The organism is Arthrobacter sp. Z1-9 (assembly GCF_054792695.1).
In genome coordinates, this window is the sequence record NZ_CP096456.1 from 2,866,685 (window position 1) to 2,880,797 (window position 14,113).

General features: G+C 59.6%; 17 protein-coding genes. 4 read left to right on the forward strand and 13 right to left on the reverse strand.

All coding sequences use genetic code 11. The features are described from left to right. Window positions 1-39: 39 nt before the first annotated feature. The 10 genes from M1D93_RS13240 to M1D93_RS13285 form a co-directional block, all read right to left on the reverse strand. Window positions 40-168, reverse strand: coding sequence for a hypothetical protein (locus M1D93_RS13240; RefSeq protein ID WP_461171977.1), 129 nt, complete (start codon window positions 166-168; stop codon window positions 40-42). Window positions 169-341: 173 nt separating this feature from the next. Continuing rightward, window positions 342-464, reverse strand: a complete 123-nt coding sequence (locus tag M1D93_RS13245) for a hypothetical protein (protein ID WP_461171978.1) — start codon at window positions 462-464, stop codon at window positions 342-344. Window positions 465-494: 30 nt separating this feature from the next. Continuing rightward, the gene (locus M1D93_RS13250; protein WP_461171979.1) at window positions 495-617 is read right to left on the reverse strand and encodes a hypothetical protein; all 123 of its coding nucleotides are present in this window, start codon (window positions 615-617) and stop codon (window positions 495-497) included. Window positions 618-648: 31 nt separating this feature from the next. Further along, on the reverse strand, window positions 649-771 hold the full coding sequence (locus M1D93_RS13255) for a hypothetical protein (RefSeq protein ID WP_461171980.1): 123 nt from the start codon (window positions 769-771) through the stop codon (window positions 649-651). Window positions 772-798: 27 nt separating this feature from the next. Continuing rightward, the gene (locus M1D93_RS13260) at window positions 799-921 is read right to left on the reverse strand and encodes a hypothetical protein (protein WP_461171981.1); all 123 of its coding nucleotides are present in this window, start codon (window positions 919-921) and stop codon (window positions 799-801) included. A gap of 28 nt (window positions 922-949) precedes the next feature. Beyond that, on the reverse strand, window positions 950-1,072 hold the full coding sequence (locus tag M1D93_RS13265) for a hypothetical protein (RefSeq protein WP_461171982.1): 123 nt from the start codon (window positions 1,070-1,072) through the stop codon (window positions 950-952). 28 nt (window positions 1,073-1,100) lie between these two features. Continuing rightward, window positions 1,101-1,223, reverse strand: coding sequence for a hypothetical protein (locus M1D93_RS13270; RefSeq protein WP_461171983.1), 123 nt, complete (start codon window positions 1,221-1,223; stop codon window positions 1,101-1,103). A 31-nt stretch (window positions 1,224-1,254) separates the two neighbouring features. After that, window positions 1,255-1,377, reverse strand: coding sequence for a hypothetical protein (locus tag M1D93_RS13275; protein WP_461171984.1), 123 nt, complete (start codon window positions 1,375-1,377; stop codon window positions 1,255-1,257). A 24-nt stretch (window positions 1,378-1,401) separates the two neighbouring features. Further along, a complete protein-coding gene (locus tag M1D93_RS13280) occupies window positions 1,402-1,524 on the reverse strand; it encodes a hypothetical protein (protein WP_461171985.1) in 123 nt (40 codons plus the stop codon). 31 nt (window positions 1,525-1,555) lie between these two features. Next, window positions 1,556-1,678 (reverse strand): hypothetical protein, encoded by a 123-nt coding sequence (locus tag M1D93_RS13285; protein ID WP_461171986.1) that lies wholly within the window; start codon window positions 1,676-1,678, stop codon window positions 1,556-1,558. 388 nt (window positions 1,679-2,066) lie between these two features. Here M1D93_RS13285 and M1D93_RS13290 point away from each other — a divergent pair, with 388 nt between their 5' ends. From M1D93_RS13290 to M1D93_RS13300, 3 genes are all read left to right on the forward strand, one after another. Continuing rightward, on the forward strand, window positions 2,067-5,027 hold the full coding sequence (locus tag M1D93_RS13290; protein ID WP_461171987.1) for a BTAD domain-containing putative transcriptional regulator: 2,961 nt from the start codon (window positions 2,067-2,069) through the stop codon (window positions 5,025-5,027). A gap of 111 nt (window positions 5,028-5,138) precedes the next feature. Further along, window positions 5,139-5,804 carry an 8-oxoguanine DNA glycosylase OGG fold protein gene (locus M1D93_RS13295; protein ID WP_461171988.1) on the forward strand — a complete coding sequence of 222 codons (666 nt, stop codon included), beginning with the start codon at window positions 5,139-5,141 and terminating at the stop codon, window positions 5,802-5,804. Window positions 5,805-6,004: 200 nt separating this feature from the next. Then, on the forward strand, window positions 6,005-7,108 hold the full coding sequence (locus M1D93_RS13300; RefSeq protein WP_461171989.1) for a hypothetical protein: 1,104 nt from the start codon (window positions 6,005-6,007) through the stop codon (window positions 7,106-7,108). A gap of 808 nt (window positions 7,109-7,916) precedes the next feature. On the opposite strand, the gene M1D93_RS13305 is transcribed toward M1D93_RS13300, so the two are convergent. After that, the gene (locus M1D93_RS13305; RefSeq protein WP_461175017.1) at window positions 7,917-8,534 is read right to left on the reverse strand and encodes a mobile mystery protein B; all 618 of its coding nucleotides are present in this window, start codon (window positions 8,532-8,534) and stop codon (window positions 7,917-7,919) included. After that, a complete protein-coding gene (locus tag M1D93_RS13310) occupies window positions 8,531-8,872 on the reverse strand; it encodes a hypothetical protein (RefSeq protein ID WP_461171990.1) in 342 nt (113 codons plus the stop codon). The genes M1D93_RS13305 and M1D93_RS13310 overlap by 4 nt, the downstream gene beginning before the upstream one ends. Window positions 8,873-9,746: 874 nt before the next feature. Here M1D93_RS13310 and M1D93_RS13315 point away from each other — a divergent pair. Then, window positions 9,747-10,673 carry a hypothetical protein gene (locus tag M1D93_RS13315; protein WP_461171991.1) on the forward strand — a complete coding sequence of 309 codons (927 nt, stop codon included), beginning with the start codon at window positions 9,747-9,749 and terminating at the stop codon, window positions 10,671-10,673. Window positions 10,674-10,693: 20 nt separating this feature from the next. On the opposite strand, the gene iscB is transcribed toward M1D93_RS13315, so the two are convergent. Continuing rightward, on the reverse strand, window positions 10,694-12,430 hold the full coding sequence (iscB, locus tag M1D93_RS13320) for an RNA-guided endonuclease IscB (RefSeq protein WP_461171992.1): 1,737 nt from the start codon (window positions 12,428-12,430) through the stop codon (window positions 10,694-10,696). Window positions 12,431-14,113 lie beyond the last annotated feature (1,683 nt).

Here is a 14,113-nt window from a genome sequence, read left to right on the forward strand (position 1 = left end):
CTTGGCTGTATGCATAGTACGTGACTGCCATCCAGGGAACTAGAGCTGGGGTTCGGTGTGATTGAGCCGAGTACCGGCAATGGCAGGCGCCGCCGTGATGGCAGCTGCCACCACGAGGCCGAGGCTGGCTACGGCTGCGAAGTACAAACGTTTAATTGTTGCTTTCATGGCAATGATCTCCTTGGATGGGCTGCGGTTGGCGGGTGATAAGTGCTTCCGTGTGATTGAACATAAGGCCAGCAAAAGAAGGGCCGGCCGTGGCTGCCGTGATACCAAGCGCTGCTGTGATGCTCCAGAACCAACGCTTCGTGGTTTTCATGGTGGTAATCCGTTACGACCGATTAGCGCCCGGCGAGGCGTTCGGTGTGGTTGGTTTGGAGGCCAGCCAGGGCGGGTCCGGCGGTTGCTGCTGCGATGCCGAGAGTCGTGGCGAGGGTCCAGAACAGGCGCTTGGTGGTCTTCATGGTGATGGTCTCCTTGGCCTAGTGGCGGGTTTAGCGGGTGGTGAGCGCTTCGGTGTGGTTAACCATGACGCCGGCAAAAGAGGGGCCGGCTGAAGCTGCTGCGATGCCGAGTGTTGTGGCGAGGGTCCAGAACAGGCGCTTGGTGGTCTTCATGACAATTAACTACTTGGGTTAGTGGACGGGTTTAGCGGGTGGTTAGCGCTTCGGTGTGGTTAATCATCACGCCGGCAAAAGAGGGGCCGGCTGAAGCTGCTGCGATGCCGAGTGTTGTGGCGAGGGCCCAGAACAGGCGCTTGGTGGTCTTCATGGCGATGGTTTCCTTGGGCGGGTTGGGTTAGCGGGTGACAATTGCTTCAGTGTGGTTGAACATCACTCCCGCGAAGGAGGGGCCTGCAGTAGCTGCGGTGATGCCCAGTGTTGCGGCGAAGGTCCAGAAAAGCCGCTTGGTGGTCTTCATGACGATGCTCTCCTCGGTTGCGGCCGTGTTAGCGAGTGGTGAGTAGTTCGGTGTGGTTGAAAGCTGCGCCGGCAAAAGAGGGGCCGGCGGTAGCTGCTGCGATGCCGACCGCTGTGGCGATCGACCAGAACAGGCGCTTGGTGGTCTTCATGGTGACGCTCTCCTCGATTGCGGTCGTGCTAGCGGGTGGTGAGCGGTTCGGTGTGGTTTGCACTAATGCCGGCGAGGGCGGGGCCGGCGGTTGCTGCTGCGATGCCGAGTGTTGTGGCGAGGGTCCAGAACAGGCGCTTGGTGGTCTTCATGGCGATGGTTTCCTTGGGTATCGGCTGGGGTTTAGCGGGTGGTGAGCGCTTCGGTGTGGTTTGTGCCAAGACCGGCGAGGGCGGGGGCGGCGGTTGCTGCTGCGATGCCGACTGCTGTGGCGAGGGTCCAGAACAAGCGCTTGGTGGTTTTCATGACGATGTTCCTAAGTGAGTGGCCTTATGACCGGTTCAAAGGTTCGGTGTGATTAACAGCGACACCGGCGAGGGCTGGGCCGGCGGTAGCTGCTGCGATGCCGAGTGTTGTGGCGAGGGTCCAGAACAGGCGCTTGGTGGTCTTCATGGTGATGGTCTCCTTGGTAATTTACGGGCTTTTAGTGGGCGGTGAGCGGTTCGGTGTGGTTGACCCATACGCCGGCGAATGAGGGGCCGGCGGTAGATGCTGCGATGCCGAGTGTTGTGGCAAGGGTCCAGAACAGGCGCTTGGTGGTCTTCATGGCCATGGTCTCCTTGGTATCGGCTGGGTTTCAGCGGGTGAGCGGTTCGGTGTGATTGGTGCCAAGACCGGCGAGGGCGGGGGCGGCGGTGGCTGCTGCAATGCCGAGTGTTGTGGCGAGGGTCCAGAACAGGCGCTTGGTGGTCTTCATGGCCGATACTTCCTCTTGTTTGATGTCTTCGAGCTGTTGATATAAGGATGTCGCAGAGGCCTTAAAGGATCCTTAAATCCGCTCCCAGGAAGCAGGCACAAATGGGTTATGGACGGCCTCACGTGGGCAGGGCATGATGGGGTCAAGCTGGTAGCAATGCAAGAGGCTCTTGTGACTCGGCCCTGGCGTTTTCGTTGCTCGCGGGGGTAGGTCACCTTCCGGTGAGGAGTTCCGCAAGATGAGTGCGCTGTGGATACGAGCCCTAGGACCACTGGACGTGGTGGCCGGCGGAGAGCACATATCGGTTGGCGGCACCAAACAACGCATCGTGTTGGCATGCTTGGCTTTGCGGGCAAACACCGTCGTGACAACAGATACCCTTATCGAAGCTCTTTGGGCGGACAATCCGCCCACCAAACCCGGCCCCCAACTCCAGGTGTATGTTGCAAACCTTCGGCAGGTTCTAGAACCTGCTCGCCCCAAGGGCGTCGCTTCTCAGCGGTTGGTCGGGAGAGCCGGAGGATACCTGCTCAGTGTCGCGGAGCATGAGCTGGATCTGATTCGGTTTCGGGAGCATGTTCATTCTGGTGAACAGGCTGTGGAGGCTGGGGACTTGGCCGAAGGCGCCGAGTGCCTACGTCAGGCTGTGCAGCTTTTCACCGATCCGATCTTTCCTGACTTGGCAGACGTTCCGCTGCTCCGGGCCGAGCTCGACAAGTTGGAGGAAACCCGGCTGAACACCCATCAGGACATGATTGAGGTCGAACTTGCCCTAGGAAGGCACACGGAACTCGTGGGCGAGGTCCAATCCTTACTTGCCGAGCACCCATACCGGGAAGGTTTGTGGGCTCAGCTTGTGCTCGCCCTCTACCGCAGCGGCCGCCAAGTTGAAGCGTTGGCGGCGTGTCGAAAAGCCCATCGCGTCTTCACCCGTGAGTTGGGTATCGAGCCCGGATCCCAACTCAGGGACCTGGAAAACTTGGTGCTGCAGCAAGACCCGTCGCTGGCACCTCCTGCCCGCGACGGCCACCGCCGGGTGCGACAACGCGTGGACAACCTTCCATCCGAGCAGACAATCCTGCTGGGGCGTGAAGCTGAGCTTGAGGAAATCTTCGCCCTATTTATCACTGAAGGCTGCCGATTGCTCACTGTTACCGGACCCGGAGGAACCGGCAAGACTCGTCTGGCCCTGGCAGTGGCGGGCAAGTTGGGCGAGCAGATGCCCGATGGCGTTTGCTGGATAGATCTGGCACCACTCAGCGACGTCCCACAGGTACCCGCCGCTATAGCCTCGGCGCTTGGTCTCGAGGACTGGGCCGGCTCTGATCCGCTCGGCGTTATCAGGAGCTTCCTGCGCCCCCGCCGGTTACTGCTGGTTCTAGACAACTTTGAACATTTGGACGAGGCATGGCCGGTAGTCGTGGACTTGCTTACCTCGGCATCGGATCTGAGGATTCTGATCACCAGTCGGCAACCACTGAGAATACGGGCCGAATATGAATACGACCTCGCTCCTCTAGCACTCCCCCAACTCGACCCACCGGTGCCCCTGAGTCTCTTGAACAAAGTACCCGCAGTGCAGCTGTTTCTGGCTCGTGGCCGGGCAGTTCGCCCTTCCTTTCGGCTCAGTAGCGAAAATGCTTCAACGGTGACTCGCATCTGCCATCGCCTCGACGGATTGCCCCTTGCGATTGAGTTGGCGGCAGCACAACTGCGGAAGCGCGACGAGCACGCACTGCTTCATGACCTGGAGCTCAGCCTGTCCGCACTGCCCGGCGAGCTCCGTGATCTTCCAGAACGCCAGCGGACGCTTTCGGCCACCATTACTTGGAGCTACCAGTTGCTCTCCGAGGCGGAACGATCCCTCTTCGACCGTCTTGGCGTATTCGCAGCCGATCCGAGCTTTGAAGCAGTCCAATCAATACTCGGCAACTCGTCTGATGCGGACGAAGCCGAGGCGCTCCTGACCGCGTTGTCGCAGCACAGCCTTCTGCGTCGGTATAAGGATGATGCTGGAATACGCAGAGCGTCAATGCTTCAAGCAATTGGGGAGTTCGCCCGTGACCGTTTGGATCTGATAGACGAGGCGGCAACTATGCGTCGGCGACACGCTGCGTTCTACCTGGGCGTCGCTGACGATCTTGGTCCGCAGCTTTGGGAATTCAACCAGGTGGACGCATTCAAACGCCTGCGAGCCGACGGAGCAGATGTTCGCAAGGCACTAGTTTGGGCGTGTGGCCCCGAGGGCTCGAAAGACATGGCGCTGCGCTTGGTCGGCCAGTTGTCGCATTATTGGGAGATGACCGAGGACCTATCCGAGCCATGCGACCTCGCCTTGAAGTTGCTCTCGGACACGTCGGGGGCTAAGCCTGAACTCAGGGCACCAGCTCTTAGCGGAACGGCAACGCTCTGCTGGATCCTCGGCCGCAATGCAGAAGCGACCAAACTACACGAGGAGGCGCTGCAGGCTTTCACTCAAGCTGGAAACGATCAAGGAGTAGCCTGGGCGACAGTGTGCCTGGCTGTGCAGGCCATGGACCGTAATGACAATACGACGGCTGAACGTCTTGCTGCGCGGGCGGTAACCATGCCGGAGGCAAGCGCCCGTACGCGGATTGCTGCCCTGATCTGCATGAGCCGGCTGGCTTTTTACGCAGGACGCTATTCCCGAGCCCTTGACCTTTGCAAGGAAAGTGCCGTTCTTGCCCGTAGTCTGGGCGATCGCTTGGCTATGGGCGTTGCTCTGACCAACTTGGCGGAGAGTACGGAGCAAATTGGAGACTACGACACCGCCGAGGAGCTATTGCTCGAAGCTCTCATCGCTACTCTTGATCTGGGCGCGGAGGCCAACATTGTTGGATACCTTGAGTCCCTCGCTGGCATCTACGTTCATCAAGACCGTAACGAACTGGCTGTTCGAGTGCTTGCAGCAGCGGACGCTTACAGGAACGAGCGAAGCCATCCGCTCACCGCGCCGGAGCTCCGGCTCATCGAATCCTTGCTCGCGACCGCGCGTACCCAAGCCGGCCCAATTCGCTTCGGGCTCGCTTGGGCCGGAGGTCAGTCCCTGACAATTGCTCAGGCTGTCCAAGAGATACTCCAATCCAGCCCTCCCAGCAACCAAGAAGCAGCCGCTCAACTGCGTAGCCAAGCCGTCTTGGCAGGTGAGAGTACTGTTAGTGCTGCGCCATGGACATGAGCCTTAGGAGACTGGAGGGTCGAAGACAAGCTCGCGTCCACTAGAGCACCTGTACCCTGAGGACAATCGTCCGGCTGCAGCTGCCGGTAAGCAGAAGTCAGGGGAAATGAAATGCCGCCAGTACCGCCGGAGCTTCGCAGACTGTTTGACGCGTGGATCATTGAAGGCCGACCGGCCCAGCGGGCGTTTCCCTGGAAGACCGCAGGCTGGCATCGGTGGGTGCCCGGACACTCCGACGTTCTTGCGGAGCTTCCTAACCCGATAGGTCGAGCAGATGTCGCAGCGCTCTGCAGTGAGATCCAGGATGAAGAGTCCGCTGCGCGGGCCTTTTTGGCGGCCTCTGTGTGGGGGTTCGGCGACGCTGGCTACGGGCCCTACAGGACCCGAGCCATCTTCGATAACAACCCTGGTTTCCCAGCCGATCTTGTTAGCTTTGCGAAAATCTCACAGACTCAAGGAGGACTGGCCGCGTTCGAGCATGTCGTGCAGGAGCGACGGGCAAACCGCAGCTACTTCAAGGGGTACGGCCCGGCATTTGCAACAAAATTCATCTACTTCACCACGAAAGCGGTCTCAGACGTGGAAACTTCTCCTGTGATGGACAAGGTGGTTGCAACGTGGTTCAGGAAGCATTATCCGGAAGTGCGGCTCCGCCTTGGCTGGCACAGTGCTGGTAGTTATCGCCAGTACCTAGAGGCTCTGAATGGCTGGGCGGATGAGCTCGGCATAGAAGTCGAGGATGTCGAGCAGTTGATCTTCACGCCTGGCAGGAGCTAAGACCGTCGGGGCATCCACTTACGCTGGTGCAGCCTATCCGGGTTCATACCCTTAAGTTCCAGCGAACTCTCAACCTAACGGGGGGCGGTGGCAAAGTCGATTGCAACGAGGTCCAAAGTATCGCGCCTCTGATTACCGACATCGCCATGCAATTTGGAGGCAGACTATACCGGGGGCGCGGCTTCACTCTGCTCATGCTCATGAGGAATAAATTCTCACTTATTGAAGCTAGTCAGGTGTCCATCTCGGCCGGCATAAAGCGGACCGTGAAGGTAAGGCATCCCGCAAGATCACGGGGCGGAAATCCCAGAATAGGAGACGGCATGGACAGTTCTGCTGAAGCCGACCACGCGGCGCACTCCCCAAGGACTGTCGGCGAAGGCGAGTTATCCGCCGACGAAAGAGCTGAACGGATTTTGCGGAGACGCAGAAAAATTCCTCGATGGTGCACGATTCCGCGCCTAGCAGCCATAACTGCTGTCGGAGGCGCGGTCCTATATGGAATTGGCTACGCGTTCAGCGCAACCTTTGCTGGTCGTTTTGGCGCGACACCGGAGGACCTCGGGCTAGGTCAACCTACTCTCGTTATTCGCGCCGCACTCTTACTCGTCGGGGCCGTGGGGTCAGCAGTGGTGGTGATTATCATTCTTACTTTCACCATCCGACTGGCCCTGCTGATCTTCAAATTGGGCATCTGGCTCCCGGAAAAGATAACCAGAATGCCAATTAGGCGGTATGGGGCGGTCACCATCAGCACAAGTGCGGCCTGGTTGCGAGCACTTCTAGGACAAGGTGAGCACTTTTGGTCGATTTCGACGACAGGAAGAATGCGACGAGAAGTACTAGGTGTTGCCCTTGCTTGCGCCATTCCAGCAGCGGTAACTATGGAGTATTCAGCGGGCGGCCAAACCTCAACGTTACTTGAACTCGCTTTCTTGACCGTCCTTGTCCTCGGCGGCCTCCGTCTATTTGTGCATAGAACCTACGCATTTGGCGCTTCGATGGCCATCGTCTCGCTAGTCTTCTTGGGTTTCCTCGCCGCGTCGAAATTGGGAGATCATGCCGCCTCACAGGTCATTTCAACGGGGCGGACGGACGTACCCATAACGTACCTAGGGCTGATGGCAGACAGTAGCGAAGCTTACTTGCCTCTGACGGGCCCCCAGGACGTCCTGCCACCGGGCTTAATTCTGCTGGGCAGATCTGGGGATGTGACCGTGCTGACCGACCGACAGCGGTTGTTTCGTGTATCCAGCAACGGGCTGGTCATAGCTACGAGTTTGCCCCCGCTGACAAGCAAGTAGGAGCAATCTGCAAGTCGCAACGTGTAGGTCCACCGCGGCGTTCCAAACGTGGAGGACATCAAAGCGGGGCAAGGGCTAGAATCCATCAGAAATAGCCATCTGAACACACTGCCGTTGTGGTCCTATTTGCACTGCGAATGTTGCCCCGATATGAACACTGCCCCTACGGGTGCCGGGCTGTCCTGCGAATTTATGAACAAGGAGACCAATACGCATGCCCTACCGGCTATGGTCAACGGAACTCAGCCGTGCCCCCACACTGGCCTATGCAGACTGAACCCCTACTTGCTCCCCCAAATAAGGCAGGAAAGTCAGTTAACGTTCCTTCTCGAACCCCCGGCGCTTCAACTTTGCGCTCAACTCTTTAGCAGCAGCGGGCAGCACTTCGTCAGCCAAGACACGGCCATCCATCTCTCCCACCATCGCCTAAGCCACGCCCAATGATGGCCTAGGCCAGTGAGGCAGCCAGAATGGACTCGTCAGGACCGATCAGGAAGCCTACGCCTGCGGCGGGCTTGGTTACAGTCTTCCTTCTTAGCCACGGGCCTTAACCGCGGCTCAAGCTCCCAGCTCATCACGGCCATTACCTGGACGTCCGCTAGGATCTTGCGGGCTATCACCGCAGTGGCACCCTGGAGCCATGCATTCCTCCACCACGTGGACCGTCAGCGGCCCGGAAGGTTTTGGACCACATGAGCGGGTAACCCGGGCGTAGCACGCTGAACCTACCGATCAGAGGCTATGTGTGTGGCGTCGCGGATCGGCGTGCACCGCGTCAACCGATGCCGGCGCGGGCCAAAAGCTTGCTTTAGCTGAAGATAAACGCCAGCAGCTGCTGCTGGTCCCCTTGGTCCGCCAATCGGAGTGCGGTCAGGTAAGCGACACGTCGCTCTTCGGCATCCGTAAGGCCGGAACCCCAGGTGAGGGTGTCGGGATCAAGACCCCGAGCGCCGGCGAGGAGCTCTGCGACCAAGCGCGCGTGTCGGCCGTTGCCGTTGTGGAAGGCGTGCACCTGAGTCAGGCCGTGGTGTAAATCGGCGCACAACGCGGCGGCGTCCCTGCCGGCATCAGCCTGGTAGGCGGCGTTTCCCAGAATCTGCTCCATGCGCTCAGGTACCTGTTCGGCCAAGCAATTTCCGATATTGATGTCACGGCTGCGGTACTTGCCAGCCCAGGTCCAAACCTGCTCGAACATATGCCGGTGGATGAGCCGGATGGCAGCGGAGTTCAGAAGGGACTCCGCCGTCCACTCCTGGTCGAAAGCCCAAGACAAAGCGTCCACGATGTTGAAGGATTCGGCCTCATCCAAGTCGGCGTTGGTTTCCAGATGGGCGTACGCGGGCTGCAGGTGCTCACGTGCGTCCGAATCAACGGGTGTCTGTCCGTAGCTCGACGTGAACGGCTCCAGGACGGGCTTGTCGCTCAGAGCTTGGCTCTCTCATTGCGAAGAGCCCGCTCGTACACTCTCCGCGCGACGGTAGGCGGTACGCCCTGACCTTCCAGGGACATCGTCGTTTCTACGGATCGGGCGATTCTTTTCGCCTTCTTCTCGGCGCGGGCCAGGGGCTCGGTCGCGACTGCGATGGACTCGGATGTCATCCCTGCCGCCGCGAGGGCACGCCGGACGGCTTCGGTTTCTGCAATTCCGGCCACTTCCTGCTGCTCGAGACCGGCGACCGATGACGGTGATGTCTTCATGCGGGCCCCGAGCTGGTGCACGCTCAGGCCCAGCTTGAGGCGTGCTTCTCGGACCAAGCTTTTCATATCACCATGCTACTTCCCGTACTGTGCCAATGGCAGGCGGAACTGGACCCGCATGGCCAGGACCCCGAAAAGCGGTAGCTGCCCGGGTCCTGGTGATGGGGGTTCTGCTACTGCATCACAGCTGGCAGGAGAGCGCATCTATATTGGTGCCATGTACCCCGCTGATGGTTCGGGCCGCATTGACATAATCGTCCCCGCCGAGTGGTTGCAAATCGCCGCAGCCTTTGCGCCGCTCGCCCTAGTCCTAGCGCTGGCCCCCTTTGCCATTTGGTACTTCTTCCCCCGGCGGAAGCCCGAACCCTGGAGCCGAACCCAGTGGGCCTTGAATATGGCACTGGACGACCGCCCGGAAAAGCGGCACTCCGGACTCGCCGCGCTCGATCAGCCTCCAGCGGCAATACCTTGCTCAAGGAGGATGCTTTGATCATCGCGAAAGCCAAAGAAATGAAAAGAAGGAACGAGCTCTAAAGCGGACCGAACGCGCCTCGGCCCTTTTTTCTGTGTAACGAAGGAGCTCGTAGCTTTATGGATGTCTGATTAGGCCCGGAATACGGGCGGTGGCGTGATGCCTCGTGTACGGTGCAGGACATGGCGCGGCATGCCTGCTAGTAATGTCCGAATTATTGTCATCATCGTGACTGTGCAGTCAATACTAAAGCTGCTAATTTGTCGGACGAGGCCATCGAGCGCTTCGATGAAGACGTACGACTGGCTAGAGTGCATCTCCTCAAAGCTGTAGGCCAGGCTGATTGCCTCGGAGGTCCGCTCCGCCACCGATGGTAGTGCGCGTTTGCCGCTTCATGCTCAATAGGTGTCTATCCAATTCCTGCAATGCCCTCTTCCTTCTGCAAGTGCCTATTCGTACACTGGTGCCGTGCCCAACGAGAATTATCGTCTCGTGGAGAGAGATCTTGAGCAGGGCGGATGGGTTGTCAGAAAGGGACAAGGGCAGCCGCCTTTGTGGGTCGCGGCCACTCGCGAGGAAGCAGAAAACATCGCCATCCTGGGTCTTCAGGGGCAGGGCGGTGGCACTCTTGAAGTTCATGCCTATGACCAGGCAACTGAATCGTTTTCCTTGAAGACAACCATCGGCGGAACACCGGATGCCTCCTCAAGGAGTAAGGTCGGTTCTTCAACCGATGAAACGGCTGCACCTAGACGCCAGTCCCCAAACTTAAAGCCTGAGCGGATACGACCGCTCCCTGTCCAGGCAGAGCCGGCCCAGCCAGCGCCCCCTAAATCACGGAGGGTAGAGTCTCCCGCGGCGGCCGCCTCGGATCAAAGACAGCCAGCACCCGTCCCGCCTGTAGCTGAACAGAATGCCGATGAGCGTTACCCGTCGAAAACGATCTTTGCCATCGCTGCCTTCGCAACGCTCTGGGCTTGGCTTGGTCGTCCCGAAGACGCCATCATCACCTTGCTGGAGGACTGGGGTATCAGCGAAGACACCAAGGCGCAGATGCTCCTTCTTGCCATATACGCGGCCCCAGCCACCATTGCTTCCTGCATTGCCTTCGTATATTGCACGAGAGACAAGAAGACCGATGCACGGAATAAGGTCGCGGTTGTCTTGGCACTCTTCACTGGCGCTTCCTTCGCTTGCGCCGCGATCGGTCTTGGCTATCCCGTCGATATGACAACGGGGACGGACGCAGGAGGGCATCCAGCGGTCAGATGGTTCATCTACGTCCTCACTGCGTATATGGGCGCCTACGGAATCATGACGACGATTGCGGCGTGCTTACTGGGAGTGTGGGCTGCAATGGCAGCTGAAAACAGATGGGGTAGGCATTTCGTCTAGGACGTGTCTCCTAAAAAGTGTCAGCCAGATGCTAAGGGCCCGGAGGACAGCTCCGCCGCGGCGGGTGAGGGCGAGGTTGCCGTAGCGTGTTGCCAGGGCACGCCACTGCTTGAAGGTGTTGAAGTTGTCTTTGACTTGGCCATCCCCAGACGGTCAGTTCCCCGCCGCGGTCTTCCAGCCGGTGAAGGTGCCCTCGGCGGGGCAAATTCCGCGTCCCCCGCGTGCACGGTTGTGAAATACCAGCCCGCACCACGCTGCAGGATCCTGCAATGCTTGTGCCGGACCGAGAGAATGAGTCCTTTGGTGGTCCGGATTGCGAAGGTCCCAGTGCTGCGCACCGCTACCCGGCCGGTGTAACTCCCGGCGTATTTGCCACGAGGAACGACGGCACGGACTGTGTCGCCGGTGATGAAGCCGTAGTGTTCTTTTCGCCTGGGGAGAATCAACCGGGGGAATCCGAACCGGTCCGATCGGGTCCGCGCATAGGAGCCCCGGCCCGTATGGTCTGCCAGCAACACCGAAGCGATACCCGACGTGATAGTTTCTATGTCCCCTACCGCCAGGGCGTCGTTCCAGTGGTTCTTCTTCAACCCGTTGCGGGTCCTGTTGAATTTCGTCTGTCCGCCCGAGCCCACGCTCACGGGCAAACCGGTTTTTTGGAGCCGACGCCAGATAGCCCATCGGGTCGAATTCACCGCCGCCGCGTCGCGAAGAGGCACCTTGAGCTGTGCCAGGATCCGTGCCAAGCGGACCGGGTCCCTTACAAACTCCTCTACAGGATGGTTCCCCTTGGCGTCATTGCAGGGAATGCAGGCAAGGACCAGGTTGGCAACACGGTCAGATCCGCCTCGCGACTTGGGGATGACGTGGTCGAAATTCAGCGGTAAGTCGTGCGCATCGCAGTAGACACACTGCCGGCGAAACTTCTCCAGGAGATACTCGCGGAGCTCATACCCTGCCAAAGTCCCCTGCTGATACTCGACTCCGCTGATTTGAGCGTCCCCAAACCTCTGGGTATCGAAGCGGACCAACTCTTGGTGGACAGCCCTTATCGGGAACCACTGCCGCAGCTTGCTGACCATCGCGGCAACACCGTCGACCCTGTGCCGGAGTGACGGGGCAAGCCAGCCGTAAGGCCTTCTCCGATGTCGGAACCGCATCTCCCGATAACGCAGCCGCCGGCGGCGGCCGCGATGTCGTTGGGCACGGGCCAGCATGTGCCGGGTAATGACACCCGAGCGGTGATCGATCTGGACTGCGAAAAGGCCTTGACGGTTACGGCCTGCAGTTCTGAAGACGGCCAAGCCGGTGTGCCTCGAGCCGGGGTCGACTCCCAGCCCCATACCCTGGATACCGGCAGTTCCGTCCGTTGTCATGATGTGCTTCATCCTGATGACGAAGGGGATGACGGATACAACCACCGCCCGACCTTCCTTCAGGAGCTTCCTCGCCCTGGCCGGGTTAGTCGGCATAAGCGGGGCTTTGTCCCTCCCGAGAACGGGAACGACGGATGGAGCTTTACGGCTCCGAGCTGGCCGACTGGGTTTCCCTGCAGCGGCCGTGACGCCTCCGGCAGCAGGTGAACCACCGGAAGTCTCCCCTCGATCATGTTGCACGCCAGTTTTTCGGGGCAGCTGCCCGTCAACCGCATCCCGTTTCGTGCCTGCCCGTGGCTTGACTACTGATGCGGCTTCGATTGGACGGAGCTGAGGAAGCACCCCGCCGTCGGTCTCTTTTCTTGCGTACGACGTGGACATCCAGTCCACCTCTGAATGATGCCTGGATCTGGACAACCAAACCTGGGTTCGAGCGGCTGCCGCCCTGTTGTGTGCGTCGACGAGGCCACGCGGCTTCGCCGTAGTCGAGTGTGCGCCAACAAACGGGATTCCGGCAAGGTTCAATTACAGTCGGCTACTGATCGCTTGCCGGAGTTGTCTTAATAGGCCCACCTAAAACACAAACCATGGGGTCCCCTTTTGGGGCTAGCGGCTTCTGGGGTCGGGCGGCCGGCAGGCCGGACTCCCCGAGGATGGAGCCCGTCCGCCAGGCTTCGGGAGGACTGAGTCGTAGGTGCCGTCGTGGACCGCGGCACGCAACAGCCGGACCTTTATGTCATCCGTTGATGACCCGCCACCCCTCTCCTGCCAAGTGTGGGTTCTTGACCAAGGTGGATCTCCCGGCGCCTCGTGGGCCTGCAGTTATCACGGCTGCAAGCCCGTCAGTTTCAACGTCCCCCTTGCCTTCGTCATTGAGTTCGTCGAGGAGGCGTTGCTGGAAGCGCAATAGCTCTGTGCCAATCGCTTTTTCAAGAAGGTGTGTGGCGAGAGCGGAGTTTTTGTGGAGCTCGCTGCTGACGTAGTCCGGCTGAACGCGAACCGACCTAGTCCGCTGTCGCGAACCATCCCGCCAGGATCGGAAGCAGCAGACCCATAGAAACGTCAGCAAGGTTCTGACAAGTTCAGATTTGTTTCCGGCGTTTGAGACCCAAGCCACCACGGCGGCGGCGCTGCAAGGGTGTGCAAGAACCATACAGTGCCCATTCATAGCCGCATGGCCGGACCCGCCCACCCGTCGGTGCTGCACTATGGGGCGGCGGGGATCCCGAAGTGCTCGCGCGCGCGGCGTCGTTTGTCAGGTGTTAGATCGGATCTGAACGCCGACATGGGATTCTCACCGTGGCCCGAGTATCCGACGAATGGGTCCTCTCCGGTTTGCCCACGGGTCAGTTGACCTGCTTTAACAAGGTGGTCCATGGCTTCGTCCCAAAGCCCCGGCCAGCTGCTTGATTCGAGGGGAGGCCGTCGTTCGGATACGTACCCGCATTTGCATTCGAACCACTCGAGACTAGTCGAACCGTGCGGCCCCGGCTGAGACTCGATCCGCAACATGTGCGGCCATTCCTCTTCCCCCGGACCATTGCTAGCAGAATCCGACATTGCAACCTCCAGTAGAAAGGGTGTGCGCGTTGCCGCAACAAAGCATACTCATGTCGGGCCGTAGGCATAAGAGTCCATTCGTACTGCTGAGCCTTTGAAAAACACTGTCCCATGGACAGTGGCGGGAGTTGGACCAAGGGCCTGTCAGCCTCACTGCCGAAAGCCTGCACATACATTCCAACGGCGGCTGACCGGGGTCAAGTTCTCATTCGGGTGAACGCGGCGCTCATAGCCAGCAATGTGAACGTCTAGACTACGACTCTTGCGGCAGCGGTGATTGTAATTATTCGATTTCCTGGCAACAGGGTCGAGTTTGCCTACTTCCATCACCAAGGCTCCGGGTCAGGCTCGTCCTCCTCCTTCTGCACCTCAGCGGGAGGTCCAAGAGACGTTCCGTCCAAAGTTCGCCTTTGCGCACCTGTCAGCTCGCGCGCACCGCGTCGAGCAGCTTTGCCACGGTCAAACGCTGAGGCACTGCACGGTAGCCTCGCCTTGGTGTCGATA

Bases quoted from the DNA above. Each gene is read 5' to 3' on its own strand.
- M1D93_RS13240 (WP_461171977.1), bottom strand. From the start codon at position 168: ATGAAAGCAACAATTAAACGTTTGTACTTCGCAGCCGTAGCCAGCCTC.
- M1D93_RS13245 (WP_461171978.1), bottom strand. From the start codon at position 464: ATGAAGACCACCAAGCGCCTGTTCTGGACCCTCGCCACGACTCTCGGC.
- M1D93_RS13250 (WP_461171979.1), bottom strand. From the start codon at position 617: ATGAAGACCACCAAGCGCCTGTTCTGGACCCTCGCCACAACACTCGGC.
- M1D93_RS13255 (WP_461171980.1), bottom strand. From the start codon at position 771: ATGAAGACCACCAAGCGCCTGTTCTGGGCCCTCGCCACAACACTCGGC.
- M1D93_RS13260 (WP_461171981.1), bottom strand. From the start codon at position 921: ATGAAGACCACCAAGCGGCTTTTCTGGACCTTCGCCGCAACACTGGGC.
- M1D93_RS13265 (WP_461171982.1), bottom strand. From the start codon at position 1,072: ATGAAGACCACCAAGCGCCTGTTCTGGTCGATCGCCACAGCGGTCGGC.
- M1D93_RS13270 (WP_461171983.1), bottom strand. From the start codon at position 1,223: ATGAAGACCACCAAGCGCCTGTTCTGGACCCTCGCCACAACACTCGGC.
- M1D93_RS13275 (WP_461171984.1), bottom strand. From the start codon at position 1,377: ATGAAAACCACCAAGCGCTTGTTCTGGACCCTCGCCACAGCAGTCGGC.
- M1D93_RS13280 (WP_461171985.1), bottom strand. From the start codon at position 1,524: ATGAAGACCACCAAGCGCCTGTTCTGGACCCTCGCCACAACACTCGGC.
- M1D93_RS13285 (WP_461171986.1), bottom strand. From the start codon at position 1,678: ATGAAGACCACCAAGCGCCTGTTCTGGACCCTTGCCACAACACTCGGC.
- M1D93_RS13290 (WP_461171987.1), top strand. From the start codon at position 2,067: ATGAGTGCGCTGTGGATACGAGCCCTAGGACCACTGGACGTGGTGGCC.
- M1D93_RS13295 (WP_461171988.1), top strand. From the start codon at position 5,139: ATGCCGCCAGTACCGCCGGAGCTTCGCAGACTGTTTGACGCGTGGATC.
- M1D93_RS13300 (WP_461171989.1), top strand. From the start codon at position 6,005: ATGAGGAATAAATTCTCACTTATTGAAGCTAGTCAGGTGTCCATCTCG.
- M1D93_RS13310 (WP_461171990.1), bottom strand. From the start codon at position 8,872: ATGAAAAGCTTGGTCCGAGAAGCACGCCTCAAGCTGGGCCTGAGCGTG.
- iscB (WP_461171992.1), bottom strand. From the start codon at position 12,430: ATGTCCACGTCGTACGCAAGAAAAGAGACCGACGGCGGGGTGCTTCCT.